The organism is Bacteriovorax sp. BSW11_IV (genome assembly GCF_000447755.1).
Taxonomy (GTDB): Bacteria; Bdellovibrionota; Bacteriovoracia; order Bacteriovoracales; family Bacteriovoracaceae; genus BSW11-IV.
This window is the reverse complement of sequence record NZ_AUNE01000009.1, coordinates 56,498-71,104: the sequence shown is the minus strand read 5'-3', so window position 1 is coordinate 71,104 and position 14,607 is coordinate 56,498. Positions and strand designations below refer to the sequence as shown.

At 35.4% G+C, this 14,607-nt stretch carries 12 protein-coding genes; 5 read left to right on the top strand and 7 right to left on the bottom strand.

What is annotated here, in order from left to right; translation table 11 throughout:
- Positions 1-13 precede the first annotated feature (13 nt).
- On the bottom strand, positions 14-1,078 hold the full coding sequence (locus tag M899_RS02730) for a hypothetical protein (RefSeq protein ID WP_034727534.1): 1,065 nt from the start codon (positions 1,076-1,078) through the stop codon (positions 14-16).
- Positions 1,079-2,995, bottom strand: a complete 1,917-nt coding sequence (locus M899_RS02725; RefSeq protein WP_034727532.1) for a hypothetical protein — start codon at positions 2,993-2,995, stop codon at positions 1,079-1,081. It abuts the gene before it with no gap.
- A gap of 82 nt (positions 2,996-3,077) precedes the next feature.
- Between M899_RS02725 and M899_RS02720 the strand changes: the two genes are divergently transcribed.
- Positions 3,078-5,516 (top strand): ATP-binding protein, encoded by a 2,439-nt coding sequence (locus M899_RS02720; RefSeq protein WP_021269891.1) that lies wholly within the window; start codon positions 3,078-3,080, stop codon positions 5,514-5,516.
- Here M899_RS02720 and M899_RS02715 read toward each other — a convergent pair.
- Positions 5,513-5,917, bottom strand: a complete 405-nt coding sequence (locus tag M899_RS02715; protein WP_021269874.1) for a response regulator — start codon at positions 5,915-5,917, stop codon at positions 5,513-5,515. The genes M899_RS02720 and M899_RS02715 overlap by 4 nt on opposite strands.
- Positions 5,918-5,982: 65 nt before the next feature.
- Positions 5,983-7,821 carry an ABC-F family ATP-binding cassette domain-containing protein gene (locus M899_RS02710; protein WP_034727530.1) on the bottom strand — a complete coding sequence of 613 codons (1,839 nt, stop codon included), beginning with the start codon at positions 7,819-7,821 and terminating at the stop codon, positions 5,983-5,985.
- Between the two features lie 99 nt (positions 7,822-7,920).
- On the opposite strand from M899_RS02710, the gene typA reads away from it, so the two are divergent.
- The gene (typA, locus tag M899_RS02705) at positions 7,921-9,768 is read left to right on the top strand and encodes a translational GTPase TypA (protein ID WP_021269854.1); all 1,848 of its coding nucleotides are present in this window, start codon (positions 7,921-7,923) and stop codon (positions 9,766-9,768) included.
- Positions 9,769-9,773: 5 nt separating this feature from the next.
- Here the strand turns inward: typA and M899_RS02700 are convergent, their stop codons facing one another.
- Positions 9,774-10,121: a nucleotide pyrophosphohydrolase gene (locus M899_RS02700; protein ID WP_231370248.1), complete on the bottom strand. Its 348-nt coding sequence runs from the start codon at positions 10,119-10,121 to the stop codon at positions 9,774-9,776.
- A gap of 141 nt (positions 10,122-10,262) precedes the next feature.
- On the opposite strand from M899_RS02700, the gene M899_RS02695 reads away from it, so the two are divergent.
- Together M899_RS02695 and M899_RS02690 are read left to right on the top strand one after the other, a co-directional pair.
- Positions 10,263-10,952, top strand: coding sequence for a response regulator transcription factor (locus M899_RS02695; protein ID WP_021269887.1), 690 nt, complete (start codon positions 10,263-10,265; stop codon positions 10,950-10,952).
- 45 nt (positions 10,953-10,997) lie between these two features.
- A complete protein-coding gene (locus M899_RS02690) occupies positions 10,998-11,420 on the top strand; it encodes a CBS domain-containing protein (RefSeq protein WP_021269825.1) in 423 nt (140 codons plus the stop codon).
- Here the strand turns inward: M899_RS02690 and M899_RS02685 are convergent.
- The gene (locus M899_RS02685; RefSeq protein ID WP_021269894.1) at positions 11,410-12,492 is read right to left on the bottom strand and encodes a UDP-N-acetylglucosamine--N-acetylmuramyl-(pentapeptide) pyrophosphoryl-undecaprenol N-acetylglucosamine transferase; all 1,083 of its coding nucleotides are present in this window, start codon (positions 12,490-12,492) and stop codon (positions 11,410-11,412) included. The genes M899_RS02690 and M899_RS02685 overlap by 11 nt on opposite strands.
- 127 nt (positions 12,493-12,619) lie before the next feature.
- Between M899_RS02685 and M899_RS02680 the strand changes: the two genes are divergently transcribed.
- Positions 12,620-13,429: a hypothetical protein gene (locus M899_RS02680; RefSeq protein WP_021269816.1), complete on the top strand. Its 810-nt coding sequence runs from the start codon at positions 12,620-12,622 to the stop codon at positions 13,427-13,429.
- On the opposite strand, the gene M899_RS02675 is transcribed toward M899_RS02680, so the two are convergent.
- Positions 13,417-14,607: an NAD(P)/FAD-dependent oxidoreductase gene (locus M899_RS02675; protein WP_021269822.1), complete on the bottom strand. Its 1,191-nt coding sequence runs from the start codon at positions 14,605-14,607 to the stop codon at positions 13,417-13,419. The two genes, M899_RS02680 and M899_RS02675, sit on opposite strands and share 13 nt — an antisense overlap.

Sequence of the window (14,607 nt, the reverse complement as noted above, 5' to 3'; positions counted from 1 at the left end):
TTTACCCCTAGAACTAGAACAAGATGTAACCGAAACCAACACCAATTCTTGTGACAGTTAGGTCAGATGGACCACTCATCCAGTGGTACTTAAAGAGTGAATGGACAAAATATCGATCATTTATCTTATGAAACAAATACCAGAGTATTTTACTCCCTTCGAATGAACTATGATCAACTGAAGCAGCATAACTAACATCACGAGTGGAAAAAATAGATTTTGAGAAACTAAGTTTTGTAAAAAATGTTTTATTCATTAAAGAAAAACTTCTTGAAGCACCGACTGTCAAATAGCCGATACTCGACTCATCGACATAGATAATTCTCTCATTTCTGACGCCTTCTAAGTTGAAGGTAGACATCTTTTCAAAATCAAGGCCACCGTATACAGAAAATCCCATTCTTTTGAGTTGGTATTCCCCATAAATATTTCCACCAATCTCTAGCGGAATGGAAACATCCTGATTATTGATATTATTTCCTGCTGTTAATAAGTAAGAAAAATACACTGATGATGAGAATGAATAATTCTTATTCTCTGGATAAAAAGACACAGCTAATCCAAGAGATATTGGGGAGTTTTGCAAGAATGTAATATTGGCCTGAGCAGGATTTGACTGCGTAAATTTACCATATGAGGCCATATAAAAAACAGATGCCTTTAATCCTTTAGGTAGTAATTTGTTGTTGGCCTGATCAATTTTATCGCTTTTATTTTTGAGAGCGACAACTTTATCATAAATTGATTTTTTATAGGCCTTAAGCTTATCAAAATCAATTACATCGAGTGAGATATATAATTTAACTTTCTTCCCAGCTGGAACCTTAGTCCAATCTTTGACATGAGTGTTTTCTCTCATCGTCCTTTGAACCATTTCAGTATTCTTACTAACAACGGCATCATCAAGGACGAAAGTTTTATAAAGATTGGCCAGGTGCTGTTCTTGGAAAGGTATATAGTTAACTCGAATGAGTTTTACTCTCTCTCTATTTTCCATTACAAAATCTTTAAAATTCACTGATTCAGCAAAACTCAAAGTAGAAAAAAGTAAACTAAGAAAGAAAACAAATTTATTCATTTAAAACTCTGTCAAAGGTGAAATTGGGAAAATAATTTCTCCAGTTGGAGAAAACTCACTCTTCCTGCTCCACTCATCGATTACTCTATAGCGGTAATAAAAGCGTCCACTTTTACTAGAATACCAGCAACCTGTATTTTTATTCATCTTTCTCTCAAAGACGAGATCATTTAATTCAGAATCTTTATAAACTTCCAATTCATATCTATTTATTTTCTCGAAAGTTGGAAGTTCAAACTCATAACAAACAATGCCCTTCTTTTTGACATTTTTAAGGATAATTTTTTCGGCATTTGCAATTTTTATCATTTGAGGAAAAATCACATTGAGTGTTTGGATATTAGAAGATAGTATTTCGGGTCTATCAACAGGCCCTACCTTCCAAAAATAAGACCCCGGTCTTTTTAAATTAACAGCTAACGTATTTTTATCAGTAATCGTATCTATTTCTAAGACTTTAAAATCTTTTGTTTGCGAAACAAGGACTCTATAATTCGAAACTTTCTCATCACTCCAAATTAGATTGGCCTTTATCGCCTTAGGATTTTCAATAAATTGATTCTTCTTATAAAGCACGACTTCTGCAGAAACCTTCTGTTGGATTTCAATTTTTTTCAATGGTATAGTTGCCTTCGCATTCGTGGCCACTACTTTATATTGCCCTAACTTGAGATTCTTAAAGACAGCTTTTGTTTTAGAGACAGTGGTTGGTCTAATAATCTTTCCCTCACCATCTTCAATGGCGATTTGTTTTTTAAAGCTAGCTTCTTTATCCATTCCCAAAATTGTCACATCTGCAAATTTGTATTCTCCGATTTTATTTAAACGATGGGCAACTCTGACAGATTCTAAGCCTATAGGGCTGGTAAAATTCACCTTAATGCTTTCTACCAATTTTGCATTTTCTGAGCCTACTGGAAAAATTTCAATAGAATAATCTCCAGCTTTCAATGGAATAAAAGAAATAATTTTTCCTTTTTGCTCAAAGCTCTTCTCCATGGCACCACTAAGTCTAACTCCATATTCAATATCTTCTCCACCCTTAAGTTGAATACTTAAAGGTTCACCTTGAATAATATTGAATATTCTTTCATTTGACTCAAACACAGGTGCAACATATGCGCTAACCTTAAATGTTTCAATATGGCCTAACTCATCTTTTAAAAAGTATTGCCCGGGTGTTGGTAAATTTACAACTGCACCATTTTCACCCAGTTCAATCGTCTGGGGATTCCAAAATGAACTTGTTGTAGACATCTGAATAGAGCTTTTTTTGCCAGCAATATTGCTAACTTTAAAAGTCTTCTCTACATTTGGATCAAAAGTTTGTTTTTCGAGAGAAAACATTGGCGCTTTTTTAGCAATTTTCTTTAATGGTAGAGGCTGCTTCTTAACCCCTAAATCTTGCTGCCTAACCTGCCCACTTTTGATCGCGGTATTTAAAAGACTTCCATCAGAGTTTACAGAAAACTGAGCGTTCTTTCCTTCCAGTAATTTAATATTATTACCAGAACGAATTTGGATTTTATCATTCTGTCCCTTTATATTGACATCTAAAGTACCCTTTAAAACCTCAAGATCGAAAACATTATTTAAAAGACTTATTTTTACAAGGGAGTTCTCATCGATGAAGACTTCGATATTGTTTTTATATTGGACATTGATCCCCTCTCCACTGTCAGTTAGGATGAGATCATTTTGATATAAATCCTCATTTAACTTAACTTCATTCCATGAAAGAGAACCTTCTATTTTTCTTTTAGAACTTTTTTTAATTTTTGAAACCTGAGCAATTGAAACATTATTTCCACTTAAAGACTGAGAATTTAACTCAAAGAAATTTCCGAGCACAAGGCCACCCACCAAAAAAATGGCACCTATCGAAAAAACAATACGGTCAAACTTATCTTGCAACATGCTCCACTCTTGTCTCAATAATAAAAGTTTCTATAATAAATGTAATATAATCTATTGTTTTTTCAAATAAGGAAAAATACGCATGACTCGTTTTGGAATCAAACACAAAATGGTTCTTAGTATAAGTATCATTTTGGTCTTGGCGATCGGACTCAATCTCGTTTTCTCGCAAAGAGTATTAGAGAAGGATAAAACCGCTTATATTTTTGAAAATGGTTTAAATAAGATTGAATCAAGCTCTGATCAATTCACATCATATATTCAAAAGAACATAAATATTCTCAATATTATCTCAAGTGGTGGACTTAATATTGATGATCTAACCAAAATCGTCTCTGAAAACGACGATGTAGACTACCTCTCATATAGAAATAAGCAAGATCAAGAATGGACAATCTTAAAGAACACCAATGCAATTGATCTCAACGACAAATCAATTCAACGAACACAGAAAGTTCAAGTAATACCATCGAACTTTGATGGGAAAGCTATTTTAGCTATTGAAACAGGAGACTTTGAATTTCATATGCTCATAAGTCTTCGCGATATCAACTTGAATTTCATGAAAGATAAAATCTTCTCTAATGCTCTCGTTGATAACACCGGGAAAACGTTTTTAAAAACAAACATTCCTCCTACTGTTATCAATGGAATCGTAAAAAATAATTCTGAGCAAGGAACTCTGACTCTTACAGATGGAAAGAAAGATTATCTTGTTTCATACTCAAAGAGAAAAGATAACAACTACACATTTCTCAATGTAATTACTAAAGAAAGTGCATTTTTTGTTTTCAAAGCACTCATGCTTAAGAATATCTTCTTTTCTATGTCTGTTTTAGGCGGATGCCTTCTTTTAACAATTCTATTTTCTAATAAAATTATCATTCCAATTCTTGAGTTAATAAATCAGACAAAAGAAATTGCCAGGGGTAATTTTGATACAGAAATTACCATTAATACAAATGATGAACTAAAAATTCTTGGAGATTCTGTAAATCATATGTCGTCTGAAATCCAAGAACTGCTTTCAGAAAAAGAAGTCATGATCGAAAAACTTCAAGATTATAATGAGAATCTTGAAAAGATGGTTGCTGAAAGAACTGCTGAACTTCAAAGTGCGAATAATTTTATTGAAGCGATGATCAATTCTCTTGATCAAGGACTCTTTGTTTTCGACGAAAATGGAAATTGTTCTGACATCTACACAAAGGCCACTGAAGATATATTTGAAGTTAATCCGAAAGGACAACATTTTTCAAAAGTTCTAAAGCTCGATGACAAGGAAATTGAAAATTTCAACAAGTGGTCAAAGATGCTTTTCGCTAATATGTTACCTTTTGATAGTGCCAAGCAACTTGGAATTAAAGAACGCACTTATCAACAAGAAGATGATTTTAAATCCGTTAAGATTCAGTACTTCCCTATGAAAAACGAAGAAGATAAACTCACTAATGTGGTTACTGTTGCGACTGATGTAACTTCTGAAGTTAAAGCTATCCAGGCATTCCAAGAAAAAGATGCATATGTATCAATGATTCTAAAATTAATTAAAAACAGAAGTGATTTTTTCAACTTTATTGATGAATCAAAGGAAATGCTAAATATCCTTATCAGTAAAGCGCAGCAAAACAAGGCCACTCATGCCGATGCCATGATTGTTTTTCATACAATGAATGGAACTTTTGCAACATTTCACGTTTCTCATATTAGTTTATTTGCGAGACAAACTGAGCAGCTCATCACAGAGAGCACACCTGACAAATTAATCGATATTATTATTGATCGTTCTCAACTCCTTTTAGGTTTAATCGAAGATCTACTAGAAGAACTGGCCCAGACATTGGGAATGAGTGACAACGTTAAAGAAGTAAAAGCACAAGATCTTATTGAGTTTAAGCAGCTCCTAAATAAGCAAAATAATCAAATTCTCATTGAAAATTTCACTGAACGCTTTGAGTATGTGTCTATCAACGAATCCATGCAAAAGTATGTAGAACTTGTCGAAAAGATATCTGAACGTATTAATAAACCGATGAAGCCTATCATTATAAAAAATGGTGACTACAAAGTTGATCAACAAAAATATCAAGAGTTCTTTAACTCACTTGTACACCTTTTTAGAAATTGCATGGATCATGGAATTGAAGACAGCATGAAGCGCGAAGAACTTCAAAAAGATTATGAGGGTCAAATCCTAGTTGAAGCAGAGAAAATTATTAGTAGTGATGAAAAGTATCTTCAATTAAAAATTCAAGACGATGGTGGAGGTCTTGACACAGATAAAATTCGTCAAAAAATGATCGACAAAGGCGTGAATCAAGCCGCGAACTATTCTGATAAACAACTCTTTGAATGTATATTCTTACCAGATTTTTCTACAAAAGATGAAGTTACAGAATTATCTGGTCGCGGAATTGGTATGAGTGCAATAAAAGATAGTTTGGATAAAATTGGTGGGAAACTAGAAATAGAATCCAAGAAAGGCAAAGGTTCGGCCTTCACCTTCTTGCTTCCACTTTAATCTTTGATTTTAAAAACTTCCATGATCTTTTGTTTTAAAGTATCTGGACGAAATGGCTTTATAATATAGTTACTGGCCCCTGCATATATGGCCTCCATAACCGTTGCGGACTCGTTTTCAGTAGAGATCACAATGATGGGGGTATTATCAAATGTGGGGTCTGCTCTTAGAACTTTTACAAACTCAATTCCATTCATTTCTGGCATATTGATATCTGTAAAAATGAATTCAAATTGATTTTCATCTTGTTCTCTAATTTTTCCCAGCGCTTGTTTTCCATTCTCAGCTTGATTAACTTTTTTGAATCCAATTGTTTTCAAACATGAAACGATATTATCTCTAATTGATGGCATATCATCTACAACAAGAACTTTCTTCGTCAGTATATCTTCAAGTTTCATTACTCACCTATCGTGTTTAAGTCTTATTTCTATGATGCCACAGACCTAAATAATATCAAGTGAGATCACTCCAATGACTTCAAAATATCTTCGTACTTAGAATTTTCAATCTCATACGTCTCACTTACATCAGAAAGCTCTAAGAATAGTTCATCAATTTTCTTATTCACTAGAGAAATTTCTTGTGAAAGTTCTGTGATCTTTTTTCCATCGGCCTTTGAAGATGCCTCTGTCATTTCATTATTTTTAACTTCTAAGTAACTCTCCAAAGTCATGATTTGCTTTTCAAGTTTTTCAATCTTTTCTTTCATAGGTCCAATAACTTTCGACCTCTCCATGATTGTTTGTTGTCTCAGTTTTTGAACTTCTTTCTTATCTTTTTTTGGAACAACTATCTCTACAACTTTTTCCTCTTCAGATTCCCATCCTATCTTTTCTAGAAATTCATCATATGTCCCATCAAAGAAATCGGCCCGTCCTTCATGGAAGATAACAAGCTTATTAACAGTGTTTCTAAGAAGTGATTCACTGTGAGTTACAATTAATACGGCCCCAGGATAATTTTCAATGGCCTCGGATAATGACTCGATTGATTCCATATCTAAGTGGTTTGTAGGCTCATCTAGAAAAAGTAGATTTGAAGCACCTGCGAGGATTTTTCCAAGCATTACTCTACTTTTCTCTCCCCCAGATAATACACTTATTTTTTTGTCCGCAAGATCACCTTCGAACATCATCGTCCCACAAATATTTCTAACTTTTGTATTTGAAAGATCAAGGTTCGCACTTGCAACTTCTTGAACGACTGTATTACCATCACTTAATCTTTTGATATTCGTTTGTCCAAAGTGACCAAGAACAGCGCTTGGATGAAATGACATATTCCCCGTGATTGGTTTTAAATCTTTGGCGAGAACATTTAGAAGTGTCGATTTTCCTTTACCATTTTTTCCAATAATTCCTATGCGATCGCTTTTTCCAACATGAAATTTTAAGTTTTTGAAAAGTGCATCTTCCATTTTTCCTGTATATGAAAATGAAAGATCATCAACTTCTAACAAAATTTTTCCAGGTGTATCTTTGTACTGAAAATCAAAATCTAAATTGGCCTGTGCTGCCAGTGAGTCCATTGTTCCAATTTTTTCAACTTGGCGAAGCCTAGACTGTGCTTGAGCGGCCTTTGAGGCCTTGGCCCTAAAGCGTTCTACGAATTTCATAAGCTCGGCCTTTTTCTTCTCTTGATTCAAACGCGTCTGCTCATAAAGCTCTTCATCTTGTAGAAGTTGCTCATAGAATTTTGCTGTATCGCCCTTTATTTTTTTAAGTTTTGAACGACTAATCCCCATCACATGGGTAACAACACTGTCCATGAAGTCTCTATCGTGTGTAATTATAACTACTTCCCCATCAAATGAGCGAAGAAAGCCCTTCAACCAACGCAATGAAACAATGTCGAGATAGTTGGTAGGCTCATCGAGAAGTAATAAATTCGGCTCCAACAATAAGGCCTTGCACAAATTAATGCGAACCTGATAACCACCACTGAACGACTTTGGATCTTTATCCAAATCTTCTTTCGTAAAGCCTAATCCAAATAGAATTTTTTCCGCTTTATATTGGTCATATACGGCGTCACCCTTAAGAACTTGGCAGCACTCATCGAGAACAGTGCTTTTAGTAAAGGAAATATGCTGGTCTAGAGCACCTATTTGATACCCTTTAGGTATTGAAATTTGTCCGCCATCTGGCAACTCATTGCCCAATATCAGCCTAAACAGTGTCGACTTCCCTGCTCCGTTTCTGCCCACTAAGCCTATACGTTCGCGACTTCCGACCTGAAATGTGATGTCTTCGAATACAACTTGAGACCCATAATGCTTACTTAGCCCACTTACCTGTATCATTTTGACCTAATACCCCATAAAATACGTTACAAATTTCGATTCTGAGACTACACTATCGACTCAAGATTGACCAATCCCCATCCTAAAGGAAATTATTTTATGAGTAGCGTAACAAAGCTCAAAAACATCGCTGTTGTGGCCCACGTTGACCACGGTAAGACAACCATGGTTGATGAACTTTTAAAACAGTCAAATACATTCGACGAAAGAGCAGAAATCGTAGAACGTGTCATGGACTCAGGCGATATTGAAAAAGAAAGAGGTATCACCATCACGGCCAAAAACTGTGCCTTCATTTGGAAAGATACAAAGATTAACCTACTCGATACTCCTGGCCACGCCGACTTTGGTGGGGAAGTTGAAAGATCACTGATGATGGTTGATGGAGTTCTACTTCTTGTAGATGCTTCAGAGGGACCACTTCCACAAACTCGTTTCGTACTTCAAAAAGCAATGGAGCGCGGAATTAAAATTGGTGTTGTTATCAATAAGATTGACAGACCGGACGAGAGAATCGAAGAAGTTAAAGGTGAAATTGAAGACCTACTTCTTGACCTTGCTTCACTTCTTAACATTGAAGATTTTGATTTAGATATTCCTATTCTTTACGCTTCTGCAAAAAATGGTTGGGCAACTCTTGATCCTTCAGAAGTTAGATCGGACATGTTCCCTATTCTTGACTTCATGGTTTCTGATTACTATCCAGAACCAAAAATTACTCCAGGTGATAACCTACAACTTCTAGTTACAAACTTAGCTTACTCACAATTTTTAGGTCAGCTAATTGTTGGTAGAATTCAAAGAGGTAAAGTAAATCGTAACCAGCAAGTTGTTTGTATGGATGAAGCTGGAAAGAACAAAACTTTCAAAGTTACTTCAATCCAAGTTTACGATGCTCTTGCGATGAAAGAAGTTCAAGAAGCTGTAGCTGGTGAAATCGTTATCCTTGCTGGATACGAAAATGCAAAAATTGGTGATACAATTTCTGCAACTGAAAAACCTGAAGCCCTTACAAGAATTACAGTTGAGCCTCCAACAGTTTCTGTTAACTGTTCAGTTTCAACTTCTCCTCTTTCAGGTAAAGAAGGTGACTACCTTACAAGTAGAAAGCTTGAAGAATTTCTTCAAGAAGCTTGTAAACTTAACGTTGCACTTCAGTTTGAGGCCACAGAAGACCCAAAGGTATACAGACTAAAAGGTAGAGGTGAGCTTCAACTTGCAATCGTATTTGAAGAATTAAGAAGAAAAGGATTTGAATTCATGCTTTCACGTCCAGAAGTTCTTCTAAAGACTGATGAAGAGGGTGCAAGAATTGAGCCTTATGAAAGAGTTGTTCTTGACGTTCCAAGTGAAGCAACTGGAGCTGTTACTGAAAAACTAGCTATCAGAAAAGGGATCATGCAAGGTATGATGCCTCTTGGTGATACTAGAACAAGACTTGAATTTGAAGTTCCTTCACGTGGACTTATTGGATACCGTTCAACATTCCTAACAGATACTCGCGGAGAAGGTCTAATGTCTTCTGAGTTCATCGGTTACAGACCATATGTTGGAGAAATGCTTGCTCGTCAAAACGGTGCACTTATCTCTGATAGAGCTGGAAAAATCACTCCATACGCTCTTTTCAACCTTCTTAACAACGGTAAATTCTTTGTTCTTCCTGGAGATGAAACATACGAAGGTATGGTTATCGGAGAGCACACAAGAGCAAACGACGCCGTTTTAAACTGTGTTAGAGAAAAGCACCTTTCATCAGTAAGAACTGCTGGTAAAGATGAGAACATTATTCTTCCTCCAATTCCTCCTAGAACTCTTGAGTGGGCGCTTGACTGGATTGACAACGACGAGTGGGTTGAAGTTACTCCTGAAAATATCCGCGTAAGAAAGAAAGAACTCGACTCTAAGAAACGCTCAGTTGTTAGAGGCGAGAGAAAAGACAAAAAATAAAAAGCTCAGTCTTTTTTTGAATATTTTTTTGCAATACCCCGTGCTAATTCCACGGGGTATTTTTTTATGTTCTTCTGAAATTTATCTTCAACTATTCTTGATATATCTAAATCTAAAACATCACATAGTCTAAAGGCATACAAAAGAATATCTGCAATCTCCTCACCCACCTCGGTCAATGTTTCGGGTGACAATTTTTTAGACTGTTCTTCAGTTAACCACTGGAAGTGCTCCAAAAGTTCGGCACTTTCACAAGACAGGGCCATGGAAAGGTTCTTGGGTGAGTGAAATTTTTCCCATTCACGCTCCTTGGCAAAATTATGAAGATTTCTTTTGATTTTTTTAATATCCAACAGTTCGTCTACCATTTTCCTCACCTTTTTAATAGAAACTAAATTTATTTGCTCTTTTTAAACATAAAGCATTGACACAAATTCCGAATAAGTTTAAAAATAGAATACTTAGAGTCCCAACCTAAAGAACCAGAGGTACGTATGCAACAGTTTAGAAAAGAAGATGGGTATCATGTAACAATAGTTGATGACGTTTATAATAATCTCATGAGCTATAAAGAATTATTAGAAAATGAATTTGATCTTGAGCTTATTCAAAATCCTCTAGAGCTACTTGGGTTTTTAAACACATCAAAAACTGATTTAGTTCTACTCGATCTTCATATGCCAAACGTTAACGGATTCGAACTCTATAACAAGTTTAAAGATACTCATCCAAATCTACCAGTTATTTTCTTAACGGGAGATCCTTCAGAAGAAGCGGTAGTTGAAGGTCTAAATCTTGGTGCAGAAGACTTTATCGTTAAACCAGTTTCTTTAAAAGAGTTGGTTGCTCGTGTAAGAAATAAGATCAATAGTAAAAAAGGTAAGAAGAAAGATACTGCTGTTATCAAGTACCCTGAGTTTTCACTTCATACAGAAGTTCAAATGGCAGAAATTGGTGAGAAGAAGGTTCAACTCACACCAATCGAGTTTAAAATTATTCATCTGCTTGCAAGAAATCCAAACAAGATTTTTTCAAGAGAATATATTACAAATCTTGTATGGCCAAACGTTCACGTACAAAACCAGAATATCGATACTCATCTGTCAAATTTGAGAAAGAAATTAAAACCTTTCTCTCAATATATTAAAACGATTAAGTCACGTGGTTATATTTTAAGAATCTAATGAAAGGCCCTCTATAAAGAGGGCCTTTTTTTTTGAGGAGGAGTTATGAATGATCGCTTAGATAATTTAATCTCCAAGGCCAATGACGATCATCTGCGTTTTCGTAAGGTTGGAAGCTTTATGAATCACACACTTATTCATATGCAAAAAGGTTTCACTCTACAAAATGTTATCGAAACATTAAAAGTTCATCATCAATCATGTCTTGCTGTTTGTGATTCTAAATTAAAAGTTATTGGAATTGTTACCCAACACGACTTAATCATCCAGGCAGCAGCTGGAGTCACTTCAAAGTCAGTATGTAAATTTCATGAACGTGTGTTCTGTGTGAAGGAAACAGATAGCCTGAAAGATGTAATTGTTCAATTCTACAAGAAGAAGATCAAACAATGCCCTGTTATAGATAACGAAGGGCATTTGATTGGCTATTTATCGAGAATGGACATTTTATCAGTTCTTATTGAATAGCTTGTTCGATCTGATCAGCAAGAAATGAAAGCCCGTCTTTCACTCCTTCAAAACCTTTATCGCCACTATTTACCTGTGAAAAATCGCGAATAACTGAAACTAAGTCACAAGTTTTAAACTCATCTTCTGTTAATACGATTGATCCACAGGCGCGATTCGCGGCCATAGCATTATGATACTGTTCATTTTTTTGAGCTATTTTTAGTGGTACATAGATTGATGCTTTCTTCAGGGCCATCAACTCACACACTGTCCCAGCTCCGGCCCTAGACAATACCACTTTCGCACTTTTAAAAAGATCAATCATCTCTTCACCGACAAAAGCGCTAGCATAATACCTTTCATCATTAAATTTACGATACTCTTCTTCAAAGTCTTTTCCAACTTGATGAATAATTACAAAATCTTTTTTAAGATTATCTAGCTCGCCCTTAACCTTATCATTAACAAGCTTTGATCCATTTCCTCCACCAGTAATAAAAAGCAGTGGAGCGTCCAAATTTGTTAAATCAAAATGACCAAACTTCTGATGACGTATTGTCGAATCAAAACATTCACTACGAACAGGATAGCCTGAATAGATTGCATTATGAGATACGAACTGAAGAGACTCCTCGAATGATACGAAAACTTTTTTTGCAAAATATGAGCAAATTTTGTTAGCGAGCCCCATTCTTGTCGTTTGCTCATGGATGAATACTTGTTTTCTCGTTAACCATGAGGCAATGACTACGGGGACGGAAACAAATCCGCCAGTAGAAAAAATGACTGTCTCTTTAGAGCTATATTTAATAAGAATCCCCAGAGAATCGAAGAGACCTTTGAAAATACGAAACATATCTTTGAAATTTTCAACAGATAAGTATCTTCTCAGTTTTCCTGTAGAAATTGGAAGATAGAGATTAACTTTTGATGGTACGATCTGTGACTCAATACTCTTTTTTCCACCAATATAAATGAAATTATAATTTGAATCTCTTCTTTTCAATTCAGCTATGATTGAAAGCCCAGGGATAACATGCCCCCCACTTCCTCCGCCTGTGAAAATTATATTCTTTAACTTTTTTTTCAACTTTCTTCCTTAAATCATTAACGGTAAATCCTGCCCTAATTGCACCTTAACCGAAAAACCATCAAGTCATTTCTCAATTTAACGTAGAGAGATTAGACCCTGCATTTTCAAAATTAAGGAGGCACGAATGAAGCCACTAGTTCTTGTATTGTTTCTATTATCAATAACTGTCCAATCATGGTCAAATCAAATTGATGTAAAAAATCTAACACTCAACTATAAAGACGATAATGGTCAAGGAAGCTTTGATAAATTTATCTTCGATAAATATAGCTATTTTGATCAGCAAGACTTCAATATGCTCTACTCAAATCAAGACATGATTTTTGATATAAATGGAGAGGAAATTGTCATCAGAGATGAGAAAGGTGTATTTAAAGACTTTAGTCGTTTTAATGTATCGAATTTTTCTGTGGCCACTTCGAATTCGAAAATTGAAGGAAATTTACCTTATTTAAGTGGTTCATCAACTGAATCTGATCTTGAAATCACAAATGCAAGAATACAATGTAAAACGACAGTTAGACCTCCTCTGGAACAAGATCTCTTTTTCTTTCTAGAAGATTGTTTAGCGAATTCGAACTCATCGATTAAAAGAGTGCGCATTAATAACAAAAACAAAAGTGAACTAATAAGCTTACTTGAAGACACACTTGAAATTGAGGCAGAAAAAGTAACTTCAATTGATAATATTTCCATGGAAATTAAAAATGGAAATTTCAATCTTACAATGTCACTAGATACTGGACTTAGAGTTACTGTTAAGATGAGTGGAACGATTAAATATTTCGATAATCAAAAAATGATTCGTCTTTCTATCACTAAAGCGAAGGCCGGAATTTTTAATATTAGAGAAAAGATTTTCGAAGAAATCGAAAAACGAGAAAGTGATAAACTTCAAGTTGAAAGACCGAATATCTTTATCTATTTAGAATAGTTTTGAGCTACAGCGTGGGCCGATGCCCACGCCCATTGAAAATTGAATCCACCCAACCATCCCGTCACATCTAAAACTTCTCCAATAAAGTACAAACCACTTACGATTTGGCTCTCCATTGTTTTAGAAGAAACTTGATCACAAGAAACACCTCCAGCCGTAACCTCGGCCTTTCTATAGCCTTCAGTCCCTTTGGGGATAAATGTCCATGCGTTAAGTGATTTCGCAAGCGATTCAAGCTCTACGTTTGTTAAATTTGCAATATAGATACTTGGGTCTTGTAGATTGATGTCTAGCCATTTTTTCACAAGGCGATCAGGGAGATGCTTTCTTAAAAAAGACTCAACCGTAATATTTCCATTTCTCTTTTTTAAGCGCTGAAATTCTTCTGAAAGATTTAATTGAGGTAACAAATTAATTGTTACTTCATCTCCAGGGTGCCAGTGAAGTGAAATCTGTAAAATCCCTGGGCCACTTAGTCCCTTATGAGTAAAAAGAATATTTTCATCAAATACAGTATTATTACAACTAATCTTGGCCTCTAGTGAAACACCTGATAGCTCCGCGAACTCTGGAAGTGTTCTTTCATCTAAGGTAAAAGGCACAAGAGCTGGTCTTGTTTCAATGAGTCGATGCCCAAACTTCTTAGCAATTTTATATCCAAAGTCATTCGCTCCAAGCGATGGTATTGATAATCCGCCAGTGGCAATGACGACATTGTGAGCGTAGAAATCACCTGCAGTTGTACTAACAAGGAATTGCTCTTCCTTATCAATACCATTCACTTTGATTCCAGTTTTAATCGTTGCCTTTCCACTACTGCGACACTCTTTAACAAGCATCTCGACAATATCCTTTGCTGATTTTTCACAGAATAATTGACCGAGTTTTTTCTCGTAATATGGAATGTCATGCTTAAGAACAAGATCAATAAAATCCCACGGGCTATATCTTGCCAGTGATGATTTTGAAAAATGCTGATTTGATGATTTGTAATTCGAAGGGGTGGCATCAGTGTTTGTAAAATTACACTTTCCACCACCTGAGATAAGAATCTTACGACCAACAGATTTATTTTGCTCTAGTAGAAGTACAGTTGCACCCTTCTGCGACAAAAGGGCAGTGGCCATAAGACCTGCTGCCCCTGCACCTACTATAATATGATCGTAGACCTTCAT

Excerpts from the sequence above, each read along its gene's own strand:
- M899_RS02730 (WP_034727534.1), bottom strand. The coding sequence starts at position 1,078 with ATGAATAAATTTGTTTTCTTTCTTAGTTTACTTTTTTCTACTTTGAGT.
- M899_RS02675 (WP_021269822.1), bottom strand. The coding sequence starts at position 14,607 with ATGAAGGTCTACGATCATATTATAGTAGGTGCAGGGGCAGCAGGTCTT.
- M899_RS02680 (WP_021269816.1), top strand. The coding sequence starts at position 12,620 with ATGAAGCCACTAGTTCTTGTATTGTTTCTATTATCAATAACTGTCCAA.
- M899_RS02725 (WP_034727532.1), bottom strand. The coding sequence starts at position 2,995 with ATGTTGCAAGATAAGTTTGACCGTATTGTTTTTTCGATAGGTGCCATT.
- M899_RS02715 (WP_021269874.1), bottom strand. The coding sequence starts at position 5,917 with ATGAAACTTGAAGATATACTGACGAAGAAAGTTCTTGTTGTAGATGAT.
- typA (WP_021269854.1), top strand. The coding sequence starts at position 7,921 with ATGAGTAGCGTAACAAAGCTCAAAAACATCGCTGTTGTGGCCCACGTT.
- M899_RS02720 (WP_021269891.1), top strand. The coding sequence starts at position 3,078 with ATGACTCGTTTTGGAATCAAACACAAAATGGTTCTTAGTATAAGTATC.
- M899_RS02690 (WP_021269825.1), top strand. The coding sequence starts at position 10,998 with ATGAATGATCGCTTAGATAATTTAATCTCCAAGGCCAATGACGATCAT.
- M899_RS02710 (WP_034727530.1), bottom strand. The coding sequence starts at position 7,821 with ATGATACAGGTAAGTGGGCTAAGTAAGCATTATGGGTCTCAAGTTGTA.
- M899_RS02695 (WP_021269887.1), top strand. The coding sequence starts at position 10,263 with ATGCAACAGTTTAGAAAAGAAGATGGGTATCATGTAACAATAGTTGAT.